The 16,239-nt window shown below is 61.6% G+C and carries 14 protein-coding genes and 1 pseudogene; 10 read left to right on the forward strand and 5 right to left on the reverse strand.

Translation table 11 applies throughout. From position 1 onward, the window contains the following. Window positions 1-66: 66 nt before the first annotated feature. The 5 genes and pseudogenes from PZN02_RS23590 to PZN02_RS23610 all read right to left on the reverse strand — a co-directional run bounded on the left by PZN02_RS23590 (window position 67) and on the right by PZN02_RS23610 (window position 3,700). Window positions 67-549 carry a GNAT family N-acetyltransferase gene (locus PZN02_RS23590; protein ID WP_280663247.1) on the reverse strand — a complete coding sequence of 161 codons (483 nt, stop codon included), beginning with the start codon at window positions 547-549 and terminating at the stop codon, window positions 67-69. Between the two features lie 245 nt (window positions 550-794). After that, window positions 795-1,922: pseudogene (locus PZN02_RS23595) on the reverse strand (LysR substrate-binding domain-containing protein). Between the two features lie 109 nt (window positions 1,923-2,031). After that, entirely contained in the window at window positions 2,032-2,196 is a 165-nt protein-coding gene (locus PZN02_RS23600; protein WP_280663063.1) for a hypothetical protein, read from the reverse strand. 91 nt (window positions 2,197-2,287) lie between these two features. Then, window positions 2,288-2,584, reverse strand: a complete 297-nt coding sequence (locus tag PZN02_RS23605) for a hypothetical protein (RefSeq protein ID WP_280663064.1) — start codon at window positions 2,582-2,584, stop codon at window positions 2,288-2,290. A gap of 927 nt (window positions 2,585-3,511) precedes the next feature. Continuing rightward, the gene (locus tag PZN02_RS23610; RefSeq protein ID WP_280663065.1) at window positions 3,512-3,700 is read right to left on the reverse strand and encodes a hypothetical protein; all 189 of its coding nucleotides are present in this window, start codon (window positions 3,698-3,700) and stop codon (window positions 3,512-3,514) included. 426 nt (window positions 3,701-4,126) lie between these two features. Here PZN02_RS23610 and PZN02_RS23615 point away from each other — a divergent pair, with 426 nt between their 5' ends. From PZN02_RS23615 to PZN02_RS23660, 10 genes are all read left to right on the forward strand, one after another. After that, window positions 4,127-5,131, forward strand: a complete 1,005-nt coding sequence (locus PZN02_RS23615) for a LacI family DNA-binding transcriptional regulator (RefSeq protein ID WP_280663066.1) — start codon at window positions 4,127-4,129, stop codon at window positions 5,129-5,131. A gap of 61 nt (window positions 5,132-5,192) precedes the next feature. Continuing rightward, window positions 5,193-6,548, forward strand: a complete 1,356-nt coding sequence (locus PZN02_RS23620) for an ABC transporter substrate-binding protein (RefSeq protein WP_280663067.1) — start codon at window positions 5,193-5,195, stop codon at window positions 6,546-6,548. 57 nt (window positions 6,549-6,605) lie between these two features. Next, entirely contained in the window at window positions 6,606-7,550 is a 945-nt protein-coding gene (locus PZN02_RS23625; protein WP_280663068.1) for a carbohydrate ABC transporter permease, read from the forward strand. After that, entirely contained in the window at window positions 7,540-8,388 is an 849-nt protein-coding gene (locus PZN02_RS23630; protein WP_280663069.1) for a carbohydrate ABC transporter permease, read from the forward strand. The genes PZN02_RS23625 and PZN02_RS23630 overlap by 11 nt, the downstream gene beginning before the upstream one ends. Before the next feature lie 31 nt (window positions 8,389-8,419). Further along, window positions 8,420-9,616, forward strand: coding sequence for a glycoside hydrolase family 172 protein (locus tag PZN02_RS23635; protein WP_280663070.1), 1,197 nt, complete (start codon window positions 8,420-8,422; stop codon window positions 9,614-9,616). Between the two features lies 1 nt (window position 9,617). Next, a complete protein-coding gene (locus PZN02_RS23640) occupies window positions 9,618-10,697 on the forward strand; it encodes an ABC transporter ATP-binding protein (protein ID WP_280663071.1) in 1,080 nt (359 codons plus the stop codon). A gap of 426 nt (window positions 10,698-11,123) precedes the next feature. Continuing rightward, window positions 11,124-12,008 carry a helix-turn-helix domain-containing protein gene (locus PZN02_RS23645; protein WP_280663073.1) on the forward strand — a complete coding sequence of 295 codons (885 nt, stop codon included), beginning with the start codon at window positions 11,124-11,126 and terminating at the stop codon, window positions 12,006-12,008. 135 nt (window positions 12,009-12,143) lie between these two features. Further along, window positions 12,144-12,800: a 2Fe-2S iron-sulfur cluster-binding protein gene (locus PZN02_RS23650; RefSeq protein ID WP_280663074.1), complete on the forward strand. Its 657-nt coding sequence runs from the start codon at window positions 12,144-12,146 to the stop codon at window positions 12,798-12,800. 2 nt (window positions 12,801-12,802) lie between these two features. Beyond that, window positions 12,803-13,789, forward strand: coding sequence for an FAD binding domain-containing protein (locus PZN02_RS23655; protein ID WP_280663075.1), 987 nt, complete (start codon window positions 12,803-12,805; stop codon window positions 13,787-13,789). Window positions 13,790-13,798: 9 nt separating this feature from the next. After that, window positions 13,799-16,081: a xanthine dehydrogenase family protein molybdopterin-binding subunit gene (locus PZN02_RS23660; protein WP_425336362.1), complete on the forward strand. Its 2,283-nt coding sequence runs from the start codon at window positions 13,799-13,801 to the stop codon at window positions 16,079-16,081. The last annotated feature ends 158 nt before the right edge of the window (window positions 16,082-16,239 follow it).

Consider the following 16,239-nt stretch of genomic DNA (forward strand, 5'->3'; position numbering starts at 1 on the left):
GGTGAAGCCGCTCCGTGTCTGACGTCCGGTATGTGCTCCCGCACCTCTGTCGATGTAAAGGTAGAGTCAGAGCGTTCGGTACATGACCAAGGCGTCGACATAGCCCTTTGCAGGATGCAGGAATGCACCAGGAAGGTGTCCCACTTCCTCAAATCCGAGCGATCTCCATAAACGCACAGCGCGTTCATTTGTACTAATCACAAAATTGAACTGCATGGCACGGAAACCCCGTTCTCTTGCGCGGTTGAGCGAATGCGCATGCATCTCTCTCGCCACACCACGCCCGACGGCAGCCGGATCAGTCATGTACCCACAATTGCAAACATGGCTTCCGCCACCAGCCTGGTTTGCCCTGATATAATACGTACCAACGACCGCTCCATTCTCTTCGGCTACAAATGTCTCGCGATCCTTACCGAGCCAGTAAGCGAGCGCTTCATCCCTACTCAAATTGCGGTCTAGTGCGTACGTCTCTCCCGCCCTTATGACGGGGCCAATGATCCGCCAAATGGCATCTTGATCTAGATCGGACGCTCGACGGATTTCCATCCCGCAAATATAACGGTGAATAAATACTTCTGGCAACGCCAAGGGCGGCAGCAAACGCGACCGCATAGCGCCAACAGTACTGCGAGCAGTTATGTCGGGAAGCCCGCTTTGCGCAGACCCTCCTCCAAGTTGAAGGGAACATAAGCGCCTCCTAATAATCGTAGGTCCGAGCTTTGCCAGCCTTCTGAGGTTTCGCGCGGTGGCTGCGACCCGGGAAGCGAATTGGGTCTGGCGGTTCTTGCTACCTAATGTCGGATTTCTTCCAGGAGCCAATCCCTGAATACGCGAATTTTGCGGGAGTGTTTTCGTTCTTCCAGATAGACAAGCCAGAGGCTGGACCCGGTGCGGGCGACGACATTGAAAAGTTGCACCAATCGTCCGGCCTTGATGTCCGGCGCGAAGAACGCCGGCGTAAGCAACGCAACGCCTTGTCCCGCGATCGCGGCCTGGCTGACCACTATCTACGTGTTGAAATAGACCGACGAAGAGCTTAACGGCTCCGGAACCGCAACGCCGGCAGCTTTGAACCACGCTCGCCACCAGTCATCATCCCTTATCAACGGCAGATCAAGGAGATCGGAAGGTGCGGAGATGTTGCCCGCGCGCGCCAGGAAGTCTGGACTACAGAATGGAGCGAACTCCTCCGCCATCAGCTCGTGGGCCATCAGACCGGGCCACCGACCGTTGCCCGCGCGAATACCGACGTCAAACGGCTCGCGCGTGAGATCGACCACGCGGCTCATGGCTTCCAGCCTCAATTCAATATCGCGATGGGCGGTCCGGAATGCCCCGAGACGCGGTGCCAGCCAATTGGTCGCGAAGGTATGGATCGCGGTAATGGAGAGTACGTTCGCGGATGTCCGTGGGATGGACACGCGAAACGCATGTATGGGCCTGGCCATGTTCTTTAGCGCTTGAGGTCCCATGTCCACGTATGGCAGAGGCAGCTGTCGTTCGACGTGCTCGTAAACGCCATTGGATAGGCAAATTCCCCCGGGCTCGGCCAAGGCCTCGAGACGCACGGCAATGTTCACGCCGTCGCCGAAAAGGTTGCCGCCGTCGGCTATCACGTCACCGAAGTTGATGCCTATCCGAAATTCCATGTGGTGGTTTTCCGGCAGATCGAGAGAGCGCTCAGCTAGGTCGGTCTGAATTTCGATTGCGGCCCGCATCGCCTCGACCGGACTGGCGAACTCCGCCAGCACGCTGTCCCCTGACCCTGAGAAAACCCGGCCGCGGTGCCTTTCGATCCGCTCCGCGATAACAGCTTGGCAGGTGAGGAAGGCCGCATGCGTACGCTCCTCATCGAGCTCCATGAGGCGGCTGTAGCCGACAACATCGGCAGCGAGGATGACGGCTAGGTGGCGCTCCATAACGCGAAGCAGGATAGCTAAGGGACGGCGGAAACGCCATCAGTACGGAGAAGCGCTACGTAGATCGCTGGACACTTATCCCTGCCCTCGCCATCCCGCGCATGGTCTTTCACGGCAGGTTAGGTGGCGCGATGAACTGGTAATACGCCCACACCACGGCCAACCCCGCAATCACCGCGACCCAGGTGAGCGCTTTCCGCTGCCTTGGACTGACCCTCCTTGGCTCCTGCTTGGGTTTTCGTCTTTCAAACTTGATAATGTTGTCGTCGCTCATGTAGCCCCCTTCGGTCGGCGATGGACCTCATAGCACATGGAGATGTCACCAGCGAACTGGCGGGAGTACGATGGTTCGGCTTGAGCACAGACTAGCGAATCTTGGAACCGAACCAGGTCTTGAAGTGCGCGGCGTCCAGGAGTGTCAATCGGCACTGAAAAATTGCACGCCGAAACACATCACGCTGTAGAAGACGGGAAACATAATCCAGAACAGAACGGAAGCCGCGGCGGGCAGCAAGGAGGACCGCATAGGCGACTGGGTCTGCCTCCGCGGTGGCGAGGTCATAACAGAGATCGCGGACGTTTCCCGTTACGGCGGCGAGTTCGTCGATCAGACTGGCTCGGGCGGGAAAGCAGCGTTTCGCGAAAGCGACGTCGTATCCCATGTATATGGCTCCCATGCCTTGCCGCGCCACGGCGGCCTGGCAGCCTTCCGTCGGCAGCGCATCATGCGCCAACGCTCCGGTTTTGGGGTGTAAGTTACAGTAACACCGAGGTGGCGGCTTTCGCCGGGACGCCTTTTTCCCGATGCGAGGCACGTCGCCCCAACCTGCCCCACACAGAGCATACGAGATGTTACGGGTGTCCGACGCCGAGTCCGTATAGGTTCAGGACGTCACGTCAAAACGCCGGACCCTTGCGGTCGCAACCGATGGAGCTTCCTTTGAAACGCATCCTCTTCATTGCCGCCACGCTCGCGCTCGCCACCACCGTCGCCCATGCCGGAGACCCGATCGTCGGCAACTGGAAGACGGAGCTTGGCGACACCGCCGCGATGTAGAAGTCGGTGTCGCCTTAGGTTGCCAATTGCAACCAGCCTGTGGAATTCGACTCTTGCGCTCGAGCGCGGTGCGGTGCCGGTGGGGGTGCAACTGAGCGCGGCTAGGCATGTGCACCATGAAAACAGGAGCGGCCGAGCAACTGGCGGGAGCTTCACGTTCAGCGCCGATAGAATAGGCATTTGCGAAATTGCTTTATTTTTATGCAAACCTGATCTATACATTTCACAGTCGATGCGACTTCCTCCCACGCATCGCGGGGTAACGCGTCCCGATCTCGCCGGTCGCCCTCTGCGGCAGGCTTTTCTTCTGAACACAAAGCCGGCCTGCGGATTTTGGCCCAGCTTCACGGGCGTCACTCTCCCGTGGCGTAAGCGTCTCCGGATATCGCCGGATGCATTTGCAACACTTGTATCCAAGATCAGAAATTTGACGGCAGAGCCGGGGTTTCTTTTTCGGTGCGCATGTTCATTTGGCACCGAGCCCGCGCGAGAGATGAATGCGGGATCCATTTCGCACGGGCGTTCCGCTACGTCACCGCCACTTCGGCGCCCGCCTGGCATTGTGCAGTAGCTCCCGGGATGTGGCGAACGCGCCAAAGAGGAGAGTTAGTCGCCGTTCTTCTTCATCGCACAAGCGATGCCGTCGGCAAAACTCGTGGACAGACCAAACCTTTGTGGCGGTGTGGTTCGGAAGCTTATCCGCTTCTACTCGCTCCGTCATCTTGCTCCTCCCAAAGCGTTGGACGCCAGGGTATGCTACTAAAGTCTAATGAAGCAAGAGATAAAACGAAGACGTACGGCGTTTGCTCATTGTCCTCGCGCTCTCCTCCTCTGGCGACGGGCGATCATGCGGCCGGTTCCCCTCAGTGGTTGAGCTGGCCGCTTCCTGTTCCGACATCCTTGACGGGGCGGTTGCCGCGTCTTTGCCCGTATAGCGGAAGTGCGGTCTGCCCGCATCCAGGATGCGTCTTGCCCTCACGGACGACAGTATCGCCGACTGCGCCATAGCGGATCTCCACCGATCGGCGCGGCGCGCTGAATCGATCCTTGGCGATCGCCGATCTCAGTCGGCTTCATGCTCGGCATGTTGCAAATCGATTTGCAAAACGATTTGCAAAACGATTTGCGATCGCGTATTCAATAAAACATGACAACGATTGCCAAAGTCGCGAAACGAGCGGGCGTATCTCTGACCACGGTCTCTCATGTGTTGAATCATGCAGACCGCGTTTCAGCGGAAATGCGTCGGAGGGTGGAAGCGGCGATAGCCGAGCTAGGTTACGTACCGAACCCCCAGGCACAGAGCCTGCGCACGGGGCGGACCAACCTGGTGGCAATGCTGATCCCGGACATCCGCAACCCCTTCTATCCGGAACTCGTAAAAGCGGCGCAATCGGATCTCGATGCTACGGGGCTGGATCTTCTGATCTTCAACACCGACGTTCCCGGCGGCCACTCGCAGGAGCACAGCCGCCAATATCTGAAACACATACGCAACCGCCGGATCGACGGGTTGATCGTCGGCGATTTTGCCCTGCATGGCATGCACGACACATTGATCGGCATAGACGTCCCCACCGTCTTCATCGGCGACCTGCCAAATGCAGCCGTCGACAGCGTCAAGATCGACGATTTCGGCGGCGGCCACCAGATGGGCGCTTACCTCGCCAAGAAAGGCCACAAGCGCATCGCCCATGTCACGGGCCCGTCTTTTTTTGCCGAGGCCATGGCAAGAGCGGCGGGTTTCGAGCAGGGACTGCGCGATCACGGCGTGGAACCGCTCGCCGAGCTGCGGCGCGAAGGCACCTATCTTAGTCCGTCAGGCCAGGAAGCCGTCCAATGGCTGCTAGCGACCCATGGCGATCGCCTGCCTTCAGTCATTTTTTTCGGCAATTATCTCATGGCGATGGGAGCGATCGCTGAATTCCATGATCGCGGCGTCCGCATTCCCGAAGACGTGGCGATTGCCGTTTTCGGTGATCAGCCACAGCTCGAATATGTGCGGCCGCGGATAGCGCGTGTCGGCAACGCCCCTTCGCTGCTTGCCCACCGAGCCACCGCCATGCTGCTCGAACGCTTGTCGGGCGAGTACTCAGGGCCGCCTCGCTCAGAGGTGATCCCCTGCATCCTTCACGCCTTCGATACGGCGTAAGGCGAAGCCGCCCTCCGGAGAGGAGCCGGGGGCGTTTACCAGCAAAAACCGGGAGGAAGTAATGAGTGACAAAGAGAAGGCTTTTCCGACGCTGACCCGCCGCGGCCTGCTAAAGGGCGGTGCGGCGGTAGCTGGAGGCATCGTCGGCCTCGGCGGATTTCCCTACATCAACCGCCTGGCCGTACGGGCACAGGAAACGCCGCTGAAATTCTGGCAGTTCTACGCGCCCGGCGGACCGGTGGCGAGCCAGGTTGAATGGTTCGAAAAGACGGTCGCGGATTGGAACGATAGCCATCCGCAGAAGATCGAACTCGAGTTCATTCCGAACTCCGAGTATATCAGCGGTCCGAAACTGGCAACCGCCTTTGCCTCCGGCGAAGGGCCCGACATCTTCATCATTTCGCCGGGCGACTTCCTGCGCTACTACAATGGCGGCGTCCTCAAGGATCTAACCCCCTTCATCGATGAAGCGGCCAAGGCGGACTTTCCCGAAAGCGTCATCGCCAACCGCATGGTGGACGGCAAGATCTTCGGCATCCCGATGGAAGTCGAGCCGATGGCCATGTACTATTCGGTCAAGGCCTTCGAGGAGGCTGGCCTCAACGAGAACGACGTTCCCAAGACATGGGAGGCGTTGCTGGAGGTCGCCAAGAAGCTCACGACTCCCGAGCGCTTTGGGGTGATGTTCGAGACCCAGCCGGGATACTACCAGAACTTCACGTGGTATCCCTTCCTCTGGCAGGGCGGCGGCGAATTCCAGACCCCTGAGGGCAAGAGCAGCTTCGATTCGCCGGCAACGGTGCAAGCGCTCAAATTCTGGCAGGATGCGATCAACAGTGGCGCGGCGCCTCGCCAGATCATGGGTGCGGGCGGACACGATACCATTGCCAACCTCGCATCCGGCTATGTCGCCATGCAAAACGTCGGCATCTGGGGCATTTCACAGCTTCAGAGCAATGCCAAGGATTTCCAGTATGGCGTCTTCCGGTTGCCCACGCCGTCGAACGGCAAATATGTGACCGTGGGTGGCGGATGGGCATTCGTCGCCAATGCCAAGGGCCGCAACTCCGACGCGGCGGGCGAATTCTGCGCCTGGGCCCTCGCCTCCATGGATCAGGGCTCTGTCGACCGGGTCGCCACCTGGTGCACCAAGGGTAAATCCGACATGCCGCCGCGCAACAGCGCGCTGAAGGCTGGCGGCGGGGCGTTCTCGACAGGTATGATCGGCAAATTCGCCGAGGAGATCCATCCGGGAACCCGGGCGGAGCCGCGCGTTCCGCCGGAGGTCTACAAGATCATCTCCGATGCGATCCAGCAGACGCAGTTGGGTGGCGCCGATCCGCAAGCCACCGCGACGTCCGCCTCTCAGCAGCTCGACGCGTTCCTTTCGAGCTATCAAGGCGCGCCGATCCTTTGACGGCCAAACCGGCGGCCGCACACCATGCGGCCGCCTCAGCAAGCTGGACATGACGTTATGACAACGATTGCCGAAACGGCCGCGCGGCGCAGGCACGCCGGCCGAACCCGCCTTTCCGCCAAGCATCGCGAGTGGATCGCGGGCTACCTCTTCGTGTTGCCCGATGCACTGGGACTGCTCGTCTTTCTCGGCGTGCCGATGGCACTATCCCTCGTGCTCAGCGTCTTCGAGGTAAACGGGTTCGGCGGTTATTCCTTCGTCGGCGCAAAAAATTACCTCCGCATGTGGAACGACCCGCTGTTCTGGAAGGGAGCGAGGGTCACCGCGCTCTACGCCATCATGCTGGTCCCGCTGCTCTACGTATGCGGACTGGGCCTTGCCCTTCTCGTGCAGCGCACCGACCGCTTCAACGCCGTCATGCGCTCGATGTTCTTTGCACCGCACATGGTCAGCCTCGTCGTCGTCGCGCTCGTCTGGCAATTCATGGTGGTCGACAAGATCGGCGTGATCAGCAGACTGACCGCCGCGCTCGACATCGGCGGCTTCTCTTTCCTCGGCGATCCCAACTTCGCGCTCATCACCATCGTCCTGGTCAGCGTCTGGTTCCTGATGGGGTTCTACATGCTGATCTTCCTGGGCGGTCTGCAGGACATTCCCCGCCAATATTACGAAGCGGCGATGATCGACGGAGCCGGCGCTATCGCCCGCTTCTGGTTCATCACGCTGCCGCTTCTCAAACCGACGAGTTTTTTCGTGGTCATGGTGTCCATGGTTGCGGCCGTCGCGGGCGCACAGGCCTTCGACATCATCTACGTCATGACCAAGGGCGGGCCGGCCAACGCCACGTCGGTGCTGATCGTCTACATCTACCAGCAGGCTTTCGGTTTCGGCGCCTTCGGCTACGCAGCTGCCATGGCCTCCATCCTGGTCGTGGCGCTCATGCTCGTGACGGCAGTTTTCTTTGCGCTGACCCGGGGAGGACGTTTCAATCATGAGCAGTAAGCGCCCCCAGCCCTATTTCTCCAGATCACAGGTCACGCTGGTCCGGGGCCTCTGGATGGTGGTGACGGCCATCCTCGCGGTCATGACGCTCTTTCCGCTCCTCTGGATGGTGTCGATCGCCTTCAAGCCTCCGGCGGAGTCGTTCTCTTCGAACCTCATCCCGCAGGCGCCGACGCTCGACAATTTCATCCATGTTCTGACCGGCGTTCCGTTCATCCGCTACATGGTCAACAGCTTCCTCGTGTCGGCCACAGTGACGATCGTGGCGCTGTTCTTCCACACCATGGCCGGCTACGCGCTGGCGCGACTGAGATTTCCGGGCCGCGAGGTACTGTTTCTGTCGATCTTCTCGACATTTCTCGTCTCGCTGCCGGTGATCATCGTACCGCTCTTCGTCATCGTCAAAGCGATGGGCATGCTCAACTCATACGTGGGACTGATCATTCCGGCGATCTTCAATGCCTTCGGCATCTTCCTTCTCAGGCAGTACTATCTGTCGCTGCCGAAAGAGATCGAGGAGGCGGCGCGCATCGACGGAGCGGGTTACTGGCGCATCTACTGGAGCGTCATCCTCCCGCTCAGCCGCCCGATCATGTCGGCGTTGGCGATCCTGTTCTTCCTGGCCAACTGGAATTCCTTCCTGTGGCCGCTCACCATCACCTCGGACCCCAATCTCTGGGTCGTCCAACTCGGGATTGCGAATTTCAAGAGCCAGTACTCCGCGTCCTGGAACTACATGATGGCCGCTTCCACGATCGTCGCCATCCCGACCCTCATACTCTTCGTGATCTTCCAGAGGCAGATCATGGATTCCCTCAAGACCAGCGGCCTCAAGTAAGCTGCGAGCGATTTACACAGGAGCAATTCGAATGACCAATGCCGGCCTCTCGCCCCTTCGCGGTCTCGCGAAGCTGCGCAATGCGAAAACGCGCCGCTTCTCCAGCCATGACCGCACCGGCGGCAATGACGACAGGCTGCACATCGAACCCGGCAAGACGGTGGTGATCGGCGAACACGAAGGCGCCGGCATCATCACTCATATCTGGGCGACGCTCGCATGCGAGAGCGAGGATTTCCTGCGCAAGATCGTTCTCAGAGCCTACTGGGACGGGGAGACGGAGCCAAGCATCGAGGCGCCTATCGGCGACTTCTTCGGTATGGGCCATGCCCGCACCGCCAACTATGCCAGCCTGCCGATGCAGGCGAGCCCGGAGGATGGCAAGGCCTTCAACTGCTACTTCCCCATGCCCTTCGGCTCGCACATGAAGTTCACCGTCACCAACGAGGCGGAACACGACCTGCTCTTCTACTACTACATCGATCTCGAGCTTCACGATGTTCTCGAGGATGACATGGGCCGTTTCCACGCCCATTACCGCCAGGCACGGCCGGCGGGCATGAGCGAAGTCGGTCTGACCAACGAACAGTTCCTCTTTGGCGGCGAGAACGTCGACGGTCGGCAGAATTACACGATCCTCGAAGCAGAGGGGCGCGGCCATTACGTCGGCGTACTCTATAGTGTCTATTCGCGGCGTCGTTCCGAAGTCTGGGATTGGTACGGCGAAGGCGACGACATGATCTTCATCGACGGCGAGCAGGGGTTGTCGGTGCCGGATACGGTTCGCAAGCCCGATCCGCGCATCGGTCCGAAAGCGACGTTGATCGAACCGCGGCCGGAGTCCGAACCAGGTGCCAATGATGCCTGGCCGCCGACCCTGCACGGTACGGGCACGGAAGATTATTTCAACACCGCCTGGTGCCCGACGCAGGACTATAGCGCGCCCTACCACGGCATCATCGCGGCCGGCGGCCCCAACTGGACCGAGCCGGTCACGCTCTACCGCTGGCATATCGAGGACCCCGCTATCTTCCACAAGAGCATTCGGGTGACGATCGAACATGGTCACGCCAACCGCCGCGCCGACGATATCTCCTCCGTCGCCTTCTGGTACCAGGCAGAGCCGCATAAGCCCTTCGGCAAGTTCCCCGATGTCGCGGACCGGGTGCCGGCCTATCGCCGCCCGTTCCACAACATGGAAGCGGCAATGAAGAAAGCGGGAGGCTGATATGGCCAGCGTCGAAATCAGGAATGTGGTCAAGCGTTATGGTGCGCTGGAAGTCGTCCATGGTGTCTCGGCAGAGATCGCCGACGGCGAGTTCGTCGCGTTGGTGGGCCCCTCGGGCTGCGGCAAGTCCACCCTTCTGCGCATGATCGCGGGCCTTGAGGAAATCTCCGACGGAGCGGTCGTGATCGGAGGGGATATCGTCAACGAGGTCGCTCCGAAGGACCGCAACATATCGATGGTCTTCCAGAACTATGCGCTCTACCCGCACATGACCGTTGCGCAGAACATGGCCTTTGCACTTCGCCTCGCCCGGCTCCCGAAGGACGAGCAGAAGAAGAAGGTAGGCGAAGCGGCTACCATGCTTGGCCTGGAGGGTCTGCTCGAGCGTTATCCCGGCCAGCTCTCGGGCGGCCAGCGCCAGCGCGTCGCCATGGGTCGGGCCATCGTCCGCCGCCCGGAAGTTTTCCTGTTCGACGAACCCCTCTCAAATCTCGACGCAAAGCTCCGAGTGCAGATGCGTGCCGAGATCAAAGGTCTGCACCAGCGCCTGCGCACCACCAGCATCTATGTGACGCATGACCAGATCGAAGCCATGACGATGGCCGACCGCATCGTCGTGATGCGCGATGGCAATGTCGAGCAGATCGGGACGCCGCTGGAGCTTTTCGATAATCCTCGCAATCTCTTTGTCGCGAGCTTCATCGGCAGTCCTTCGATGAACTTCATCCGGGGCGACGTCGTCGACGGTACGTTCCGAGCGCCCGGCGGCTTCATTATTCCTGCCGCCAATCTGGCTCATAGAGGACCGGCCGTCGCGGGAATAAGGCCAAACAAGTTGCAAATCGGCGCCACTGGCCCCTCCGCCAAGGTGCTGATCGTGGAACCGACGGGCGACGAAACACACCTTCTGGTGGAGCTTGGCGGAGCGCAACTGGCGATGTTGCTTCGCGAGCGCATCAGCCTTGCACCCGGTGACCAGATCGGCCTCGCCTTCGCTTCCGCTGATGTCCACTTCTTCGATGATCAGAGCACCCTACGGCTTGGCAGGGGCGACGCAACAAGGGGCACCCTGGAGGCTTGAGCGATTTTTCCATCAGCGGGCTGATGCACTGCTTTTGATGTTTGGTTTGCGCCTGATTTGAAGCTGCTCTCGACCGAGAATTGTCGATCGGAAAGTTGCGCCATCGGCCGCCAGCCGATGACCCGATCATGCTTGCCCCCCAATCTCATCATCATCCGCGCGCGGCGATCGTGAGAGAGGTGAATTCTCGACCTATAGCAACCGCTCGCAGATAGCGCTCGGCATTTCCGCTGGTGGAGCGACAAAGCGGTCACAAGCCCGAAACGGTCACAGATCATTGAACATTCTTGAACGATTCGTGGCTGTTTTGGCCGAACCGTTGTTCCTATGACTCCTAGCGTGTGTCGATGACAGACTGCTCCGACGCACGATGCTGCCATGGCGCAGCCCGCCAGAGTGCCAGAAGCGAACCAACGGAGTGCAGCGATGTCATTCAGGCCATTGCTTGGCGACGGACGTATCCGCGCCCGGCAAGACGAAACAGTACCGTTGCAAACTGCGTCCTGGATGGGCTCTTCGGTCGTATTCGACAGTCGTCGCTGGGTTTGTCAGGAAGCAGAACTCCGCTGGACGGCACCGCACCATCTGGTCGTGCTGACAGACGGGGGGAGCACGTCCCGGACATCGATACGCACCGAAGGTAAGGCACTTTATGAGGGACAGGACCGGCCCGGTGTTCTCACTTTTGTTCCCGCTGGCGCAGAGCGCGTCGGTTTCTATCGCGACGTAGACCTCTCGTATTCCGCCCTGTGGATTGACCCCGAACTTTCGCTCCCGGGATTGGAAGGCCTGCGCGACATCCCAGTTCTGGTGAACAGGAGCGACCCGGTCATCGGCACGCTTTTGAGATCGCTTTGCACCGAGATGTCACTCGGCCACTTGCCGGACACCGTCTATGTCGAGCATCTGGTTGTCCTCGTCGGCTTGCGCATGGCCAGCTTGAAGGGGAACCAGTTCCCGACTACGAGCCACGGCCGTCTTGGCCGCCGGACGTTTGAGCGCGTCCGCGATTACATCGACGCCCACATGGCCTCCGATATCTCGCTGAGCGAGGTGGCAGCCATTGCCGGCATGCCGGTCGACACCTTCGCACGTCGCTTCAAGGAGACGACCGGCCGTCCGCCCTATGCCTATATCCTCGAAGAACGCGTAAGGCGGGCGGAGCTGTTCCTCAGCGATACCAGCATAGCAATAGGCGCCATTGCATTCCGCCTCGGCTTCTCTAGCCAGAGCCACTTCACTGCAACGTTCCGTCGCCTCAAGGGCATCACCCCGCGTGCCTATCGGCTGCAGTTTTCTCCGGAATCCTGACAGTGCCTTCGGTTTCCTGACAGAAGGCGATCCCCCGCGCTCCCAAGTCCCAGATGTCGAAGAAAGCAAGTCGCCGGCTCGCCAGAGGGTGGAAGCCCCTTCCGGGATCACGCCGTTGCGACTGGGAGATCATTCATGGCTGAAACGGACTTCAGGATTACGCGCCGGGCGGTTTTGGAAGGCGGAGCGGCGACCTGCCTCTTCCTGGCATCCGGCTTGCCCGTCAGGGCTCAGGACGCGGGCGCCGCGACGGAGACCGAGCGCGTCACGACGCCGATATCGAGAATACCGATGACCTTGACGATCAACGCTACGGAGCATGCCCTGGAGCTCGACCCGCGCACGACCCTGCTTGATGCCCTGCGAAACCATCTGGGCCTCACCGGCTCCAAAAAGGGCTGTGACCATGGCCAGTGTGGTGCGTGCACCGTTCTCGTGAACGGCCGACGGATCAATTCCTGCCTCTCGCTTGCAGCCCAGCACGAAGGCGACGAGATCACGACGATCGAGGGGCTGGCCGACGGCGACCAGCTGCACCCGGTCCAGGCGGCCTTCGTCGCCCATGACGGCTTCCAGTGCGGCTATTGCACACCGGGGCAGATCTGTTCGGCGGTGGGAATGCTTGAGGAGATCCGGGCCGGCTGGCCGAGCCATGCAAGTACCGACGTGGCGGCCAGGCCCGATGCCCTTAGCGACGCAGAGATCCGCGAGCGTATGAGCGGCAATATCTGCCGTTGTGCTGCCTATCCCAACATCGTCGCCGCGATCCGCGACGCAGCAAAAGAGGTGTGAGCATGCAACCCTTTACCTACGAGCGCGCCAGCAGCGTGAAGGCGGCGGCAGCCGCCGTGGCGGCCCGGCCCGAAGCGAAGTTCATCAGCGGCGGCACCAATCTTCTCGACTTGATGAAGCTGGAGATCGAGCGGCCGAAACACCTCATCGATATCAGCCAGCTGCCGCTCGACCGGATCGAGGAGACACCGGAGGGCGGCCTTCGGATCGGGGCACAGGTCCGCAACAGCGATCTCGCCGCCGACCCGCGGGTGCGATCACGCTATCCGATGCTCAGCCAAGCGCTTCTTTCGGGCGCTTCTGGCCAGATCCGCAACAAGGCGTCCACCGCCGGCAATCTCCTGCAGCGCACGCGCTGCCCCTATTTCTATGACCGCAACATGCCCTGCAACAAGCGCGAGCCGGGTTCGGGTTGCGCGGCCCTCAAGGGCTTCAACCGGATGCATGCCGTGCTCGGTGCCAGTGAGGCCTGTATCGCGGTGCATCCCTCGGACATGGCCGTGGCCATGGCCGCACTCGACGCTGAGGTCGAAACCACCTTGCCCGAGGGCACGATCCGCACGATCCCCATCGCGGACCTTCACCGCTTGCCGGCCGCGACGCCGCATGTCGAGACGGAACTCGGCCACGGCGAGATGATCACCGCCGTGATCCTGCCGCCCCCGCCTCCCGGCCGGCAGCTCTACCGCAAGGTGCGCGACCGCGCTTCCTATGCCTTTGCGCTTGTCTCGGTCGCGATCGTTGTCGAAAAGAGCGGCGGCCGCATGCAGAGCGCGCGCGTCGCGATCGGCGGCGTTGCACCGAAGCCCTGGCGCCCGATGGAAGCGGAGTACATGCTTGCCGGGGCGGCCGCCGCCGACGCCGCCTTTACCGAGGCCGCCGAAAGCGCGCTCGTCGGAGCGGTCGGGCGTGGCGGCAACGATTTCAAGATCCCGCTGGCAAAACGCACGATCCGGCAAACGCTCGCCGCGGCTGTCGAAGGTGTATGAGGTGCGATGATGCCCGAGACCACAAAACACCGTTCCCCCGAGACCGGCACTGGCCTTGTCGGTCAGCCGATCGCGCGCGTCGACGGACCGCTCAAAGTCACCGGCCGTGCCACCTACGCCTATGAGCATGTGATGAATGAGGCCGCGTACGGCTACATCCTCGGCGCCGCCATCGCCAAGGGTCGTATCGTCGAGATCGACGGCGCGGAAGCCGCGCGGGCCCCGGGCGTCCTTCATGTCATGACCCACCAGAACGCGCCGGCCCAGCCGGAATTCGGCCCGGCGGTCACGCCGACGGTACCGGAGGTCTTCGCCCGCGCCAGGCCCATGCTCAATAGTGACCGCGTTCGCTTCTACGATGAGCCGGTTGCGCTCGTCGTGGCGGAAACCTTCGAGGCGGCGCGCGCGGCCGCGGGGCTCATCAGGGTGCGCTATGAAGAGGAGCGGGGCGTCTTCGATTTGCCGGCGCGCCTCGCCGACGCCTACGCGCCCCGGCGCACCAATGCCGGTTTCGAAACCGACAGCGCAATCGGGGACTTCGATGGCGCCTTCGCCGCTGCTCCAGTCAAGGTCGATGCGACCTACCGGACGCCCTACGAGCACCACAACCCGATGGAGCCGCATGCAACGCTTGCCGTCTGGTCGGGCGATGAAGTGACGATCTACACCTCCGCGCAAACGCTTGCCAACTTCCGGGCCGGCCTCGCCAGCACGCTCGACATTCCGCCGGAGCGTGTACGCATCGTCAGCCCGTTCATCGGCGGCGGCTTCGGCTCGAAGCTGATCGTCCATGCGGACAGTGTGCTCGCCGCGCTCGCCGCAAGGGTGCTCAGCCGTCCGGTCAAGGTCGCGCTAACGCGGCAGCAGATGTTTGCCAATGCCGGTCACCGGGCAGAGATGGTCCAGCAGGTGCGCCTTGGCGCGGACCGCGACGGGCGGCTGACTTCGATGGGTCACGATGTTTGGTCCGCAACATCCGGCTTAGAAGAATACTGTGAGCAGACCGCGGTCTTTGCCCGCTCGCTCTATGCCGCGCCGAACCGGTTGACCCGCCACCGCCTCGTCCCGGTCGATCTCAATCGCGGAGAATGGATGCGCTCGCCGGGCGAAGCGCCAGGCATGCTCGCCTTCGAATGTGCCGTGGATGAGCTCGCCGAGCGGCTCGGCCTCGATCCGATCGAGCTCAGGATCCGCAACGAGCCGACCGAGGACCCGGAGCGTGGCGTTCCGTTTTCAACCCGCAACCTCGTCGCCTGCATGCAGGAAGGTGCACGGCGCTTCGGCTGGGAACGCCGCAACCCGACCCCCGGCCGCATCCGCGAAGGCCGCAAGCTTATCGGTTACGGCATGGCGGCCGCCATTCGGCCGAATTATATCGGCGCGACGACGGCGAGGGTCGCGATCGATGCGAACGGCCGGGTCACGGCTCACCTCGACATGACCGATATCGGAACCGGCACCTACACCATCCTCACCCAGGTTGCCGCAGAAAGCCTCGGCGTGCCGATCGCCGCGGTCAAGGTCGAGCTCGGCGACAGCCGCTTCCCCCGCACGGCCGGCTCCGGCGGCTCCTGGGGAGCGGCGAGCGCGGGTTCCGCACTGCACCACGCGTGCAACGCCCTCAAGGAGAGGATCATGGAGGCGGCACGGTCCAGTGACCGCTCACCGCTCCGTGGCGCGAATGGCGCTGAACCGGTCTTCGTCGGCGGAGAGGTCCGGGTCGTCGACCGTTCCGTCAGCCTGGCCGATCTCATCGGCAGAATTGCCCCGGACGGCCTCGAGGCCACCGGTTCGGTCGCCGCCGCCCGCGACACGGAAGGCTACAGGGCCTACTCCCAGCACTCTTATGGAGCGCACTTCGCGGAAGTCGCAGTCGACAGCGACACGGGGGAGATCCGCATGCGCCGCATGTTGTCGGTGATCGGTGCGGGCCGCATCCTCAACGCCAGGACCGCACGCTCGCAGATCCTCGGCGGAATGACCTGGGGCATTGGGGCTGCGCTGATGGAGGAAACCGTGCTCGATCCCCGCTACGGCCATTTCGTCAACCACGATCTCGCCGAGTATCATGTCCCCGTCAACGGCGACGTTGCGGAGATGGAGGTCGTCTTTCTCGAGGAATACGACGAGAAGGCCAATCCGCTCGGCGCCAAGGGGCTCGGCGAACTCGGCGTCTGCGGCTCAGGCGCGGCAATAGCCAACGCCGTCTACAACGCAAGCGGTGTCCGGGTGCACGAATTTCCGATCACCCTGGACAAGCTGCTCCCGGGCTTGCCCGCAACGGCCATCTGACTTTGTCAGCGCGATAGCAGAGGCAACGGATCGACGCTTGCCGATCCGAGCGGTTCGTTGTTTCATCGAAACAGCGAACCGCTCTAATCGTTTGAATAGACAAAACTCCGGACGGACGACCGTTGCACACCTTTCCTGGAATGGGACCAAATCCGACG

The sequence above is a fragment of the Sinorhizobium garamanticum genome, assembly GCF_029892065.1.
In the GTDB taxonomy this organism is placed as follows: Bacteria; Pseudomonadota; Alphaproteobacteria; order Rhizobiales; family Rhizobiaceae; genus Sinorhizobium; species Sinorhizobium garamanticum.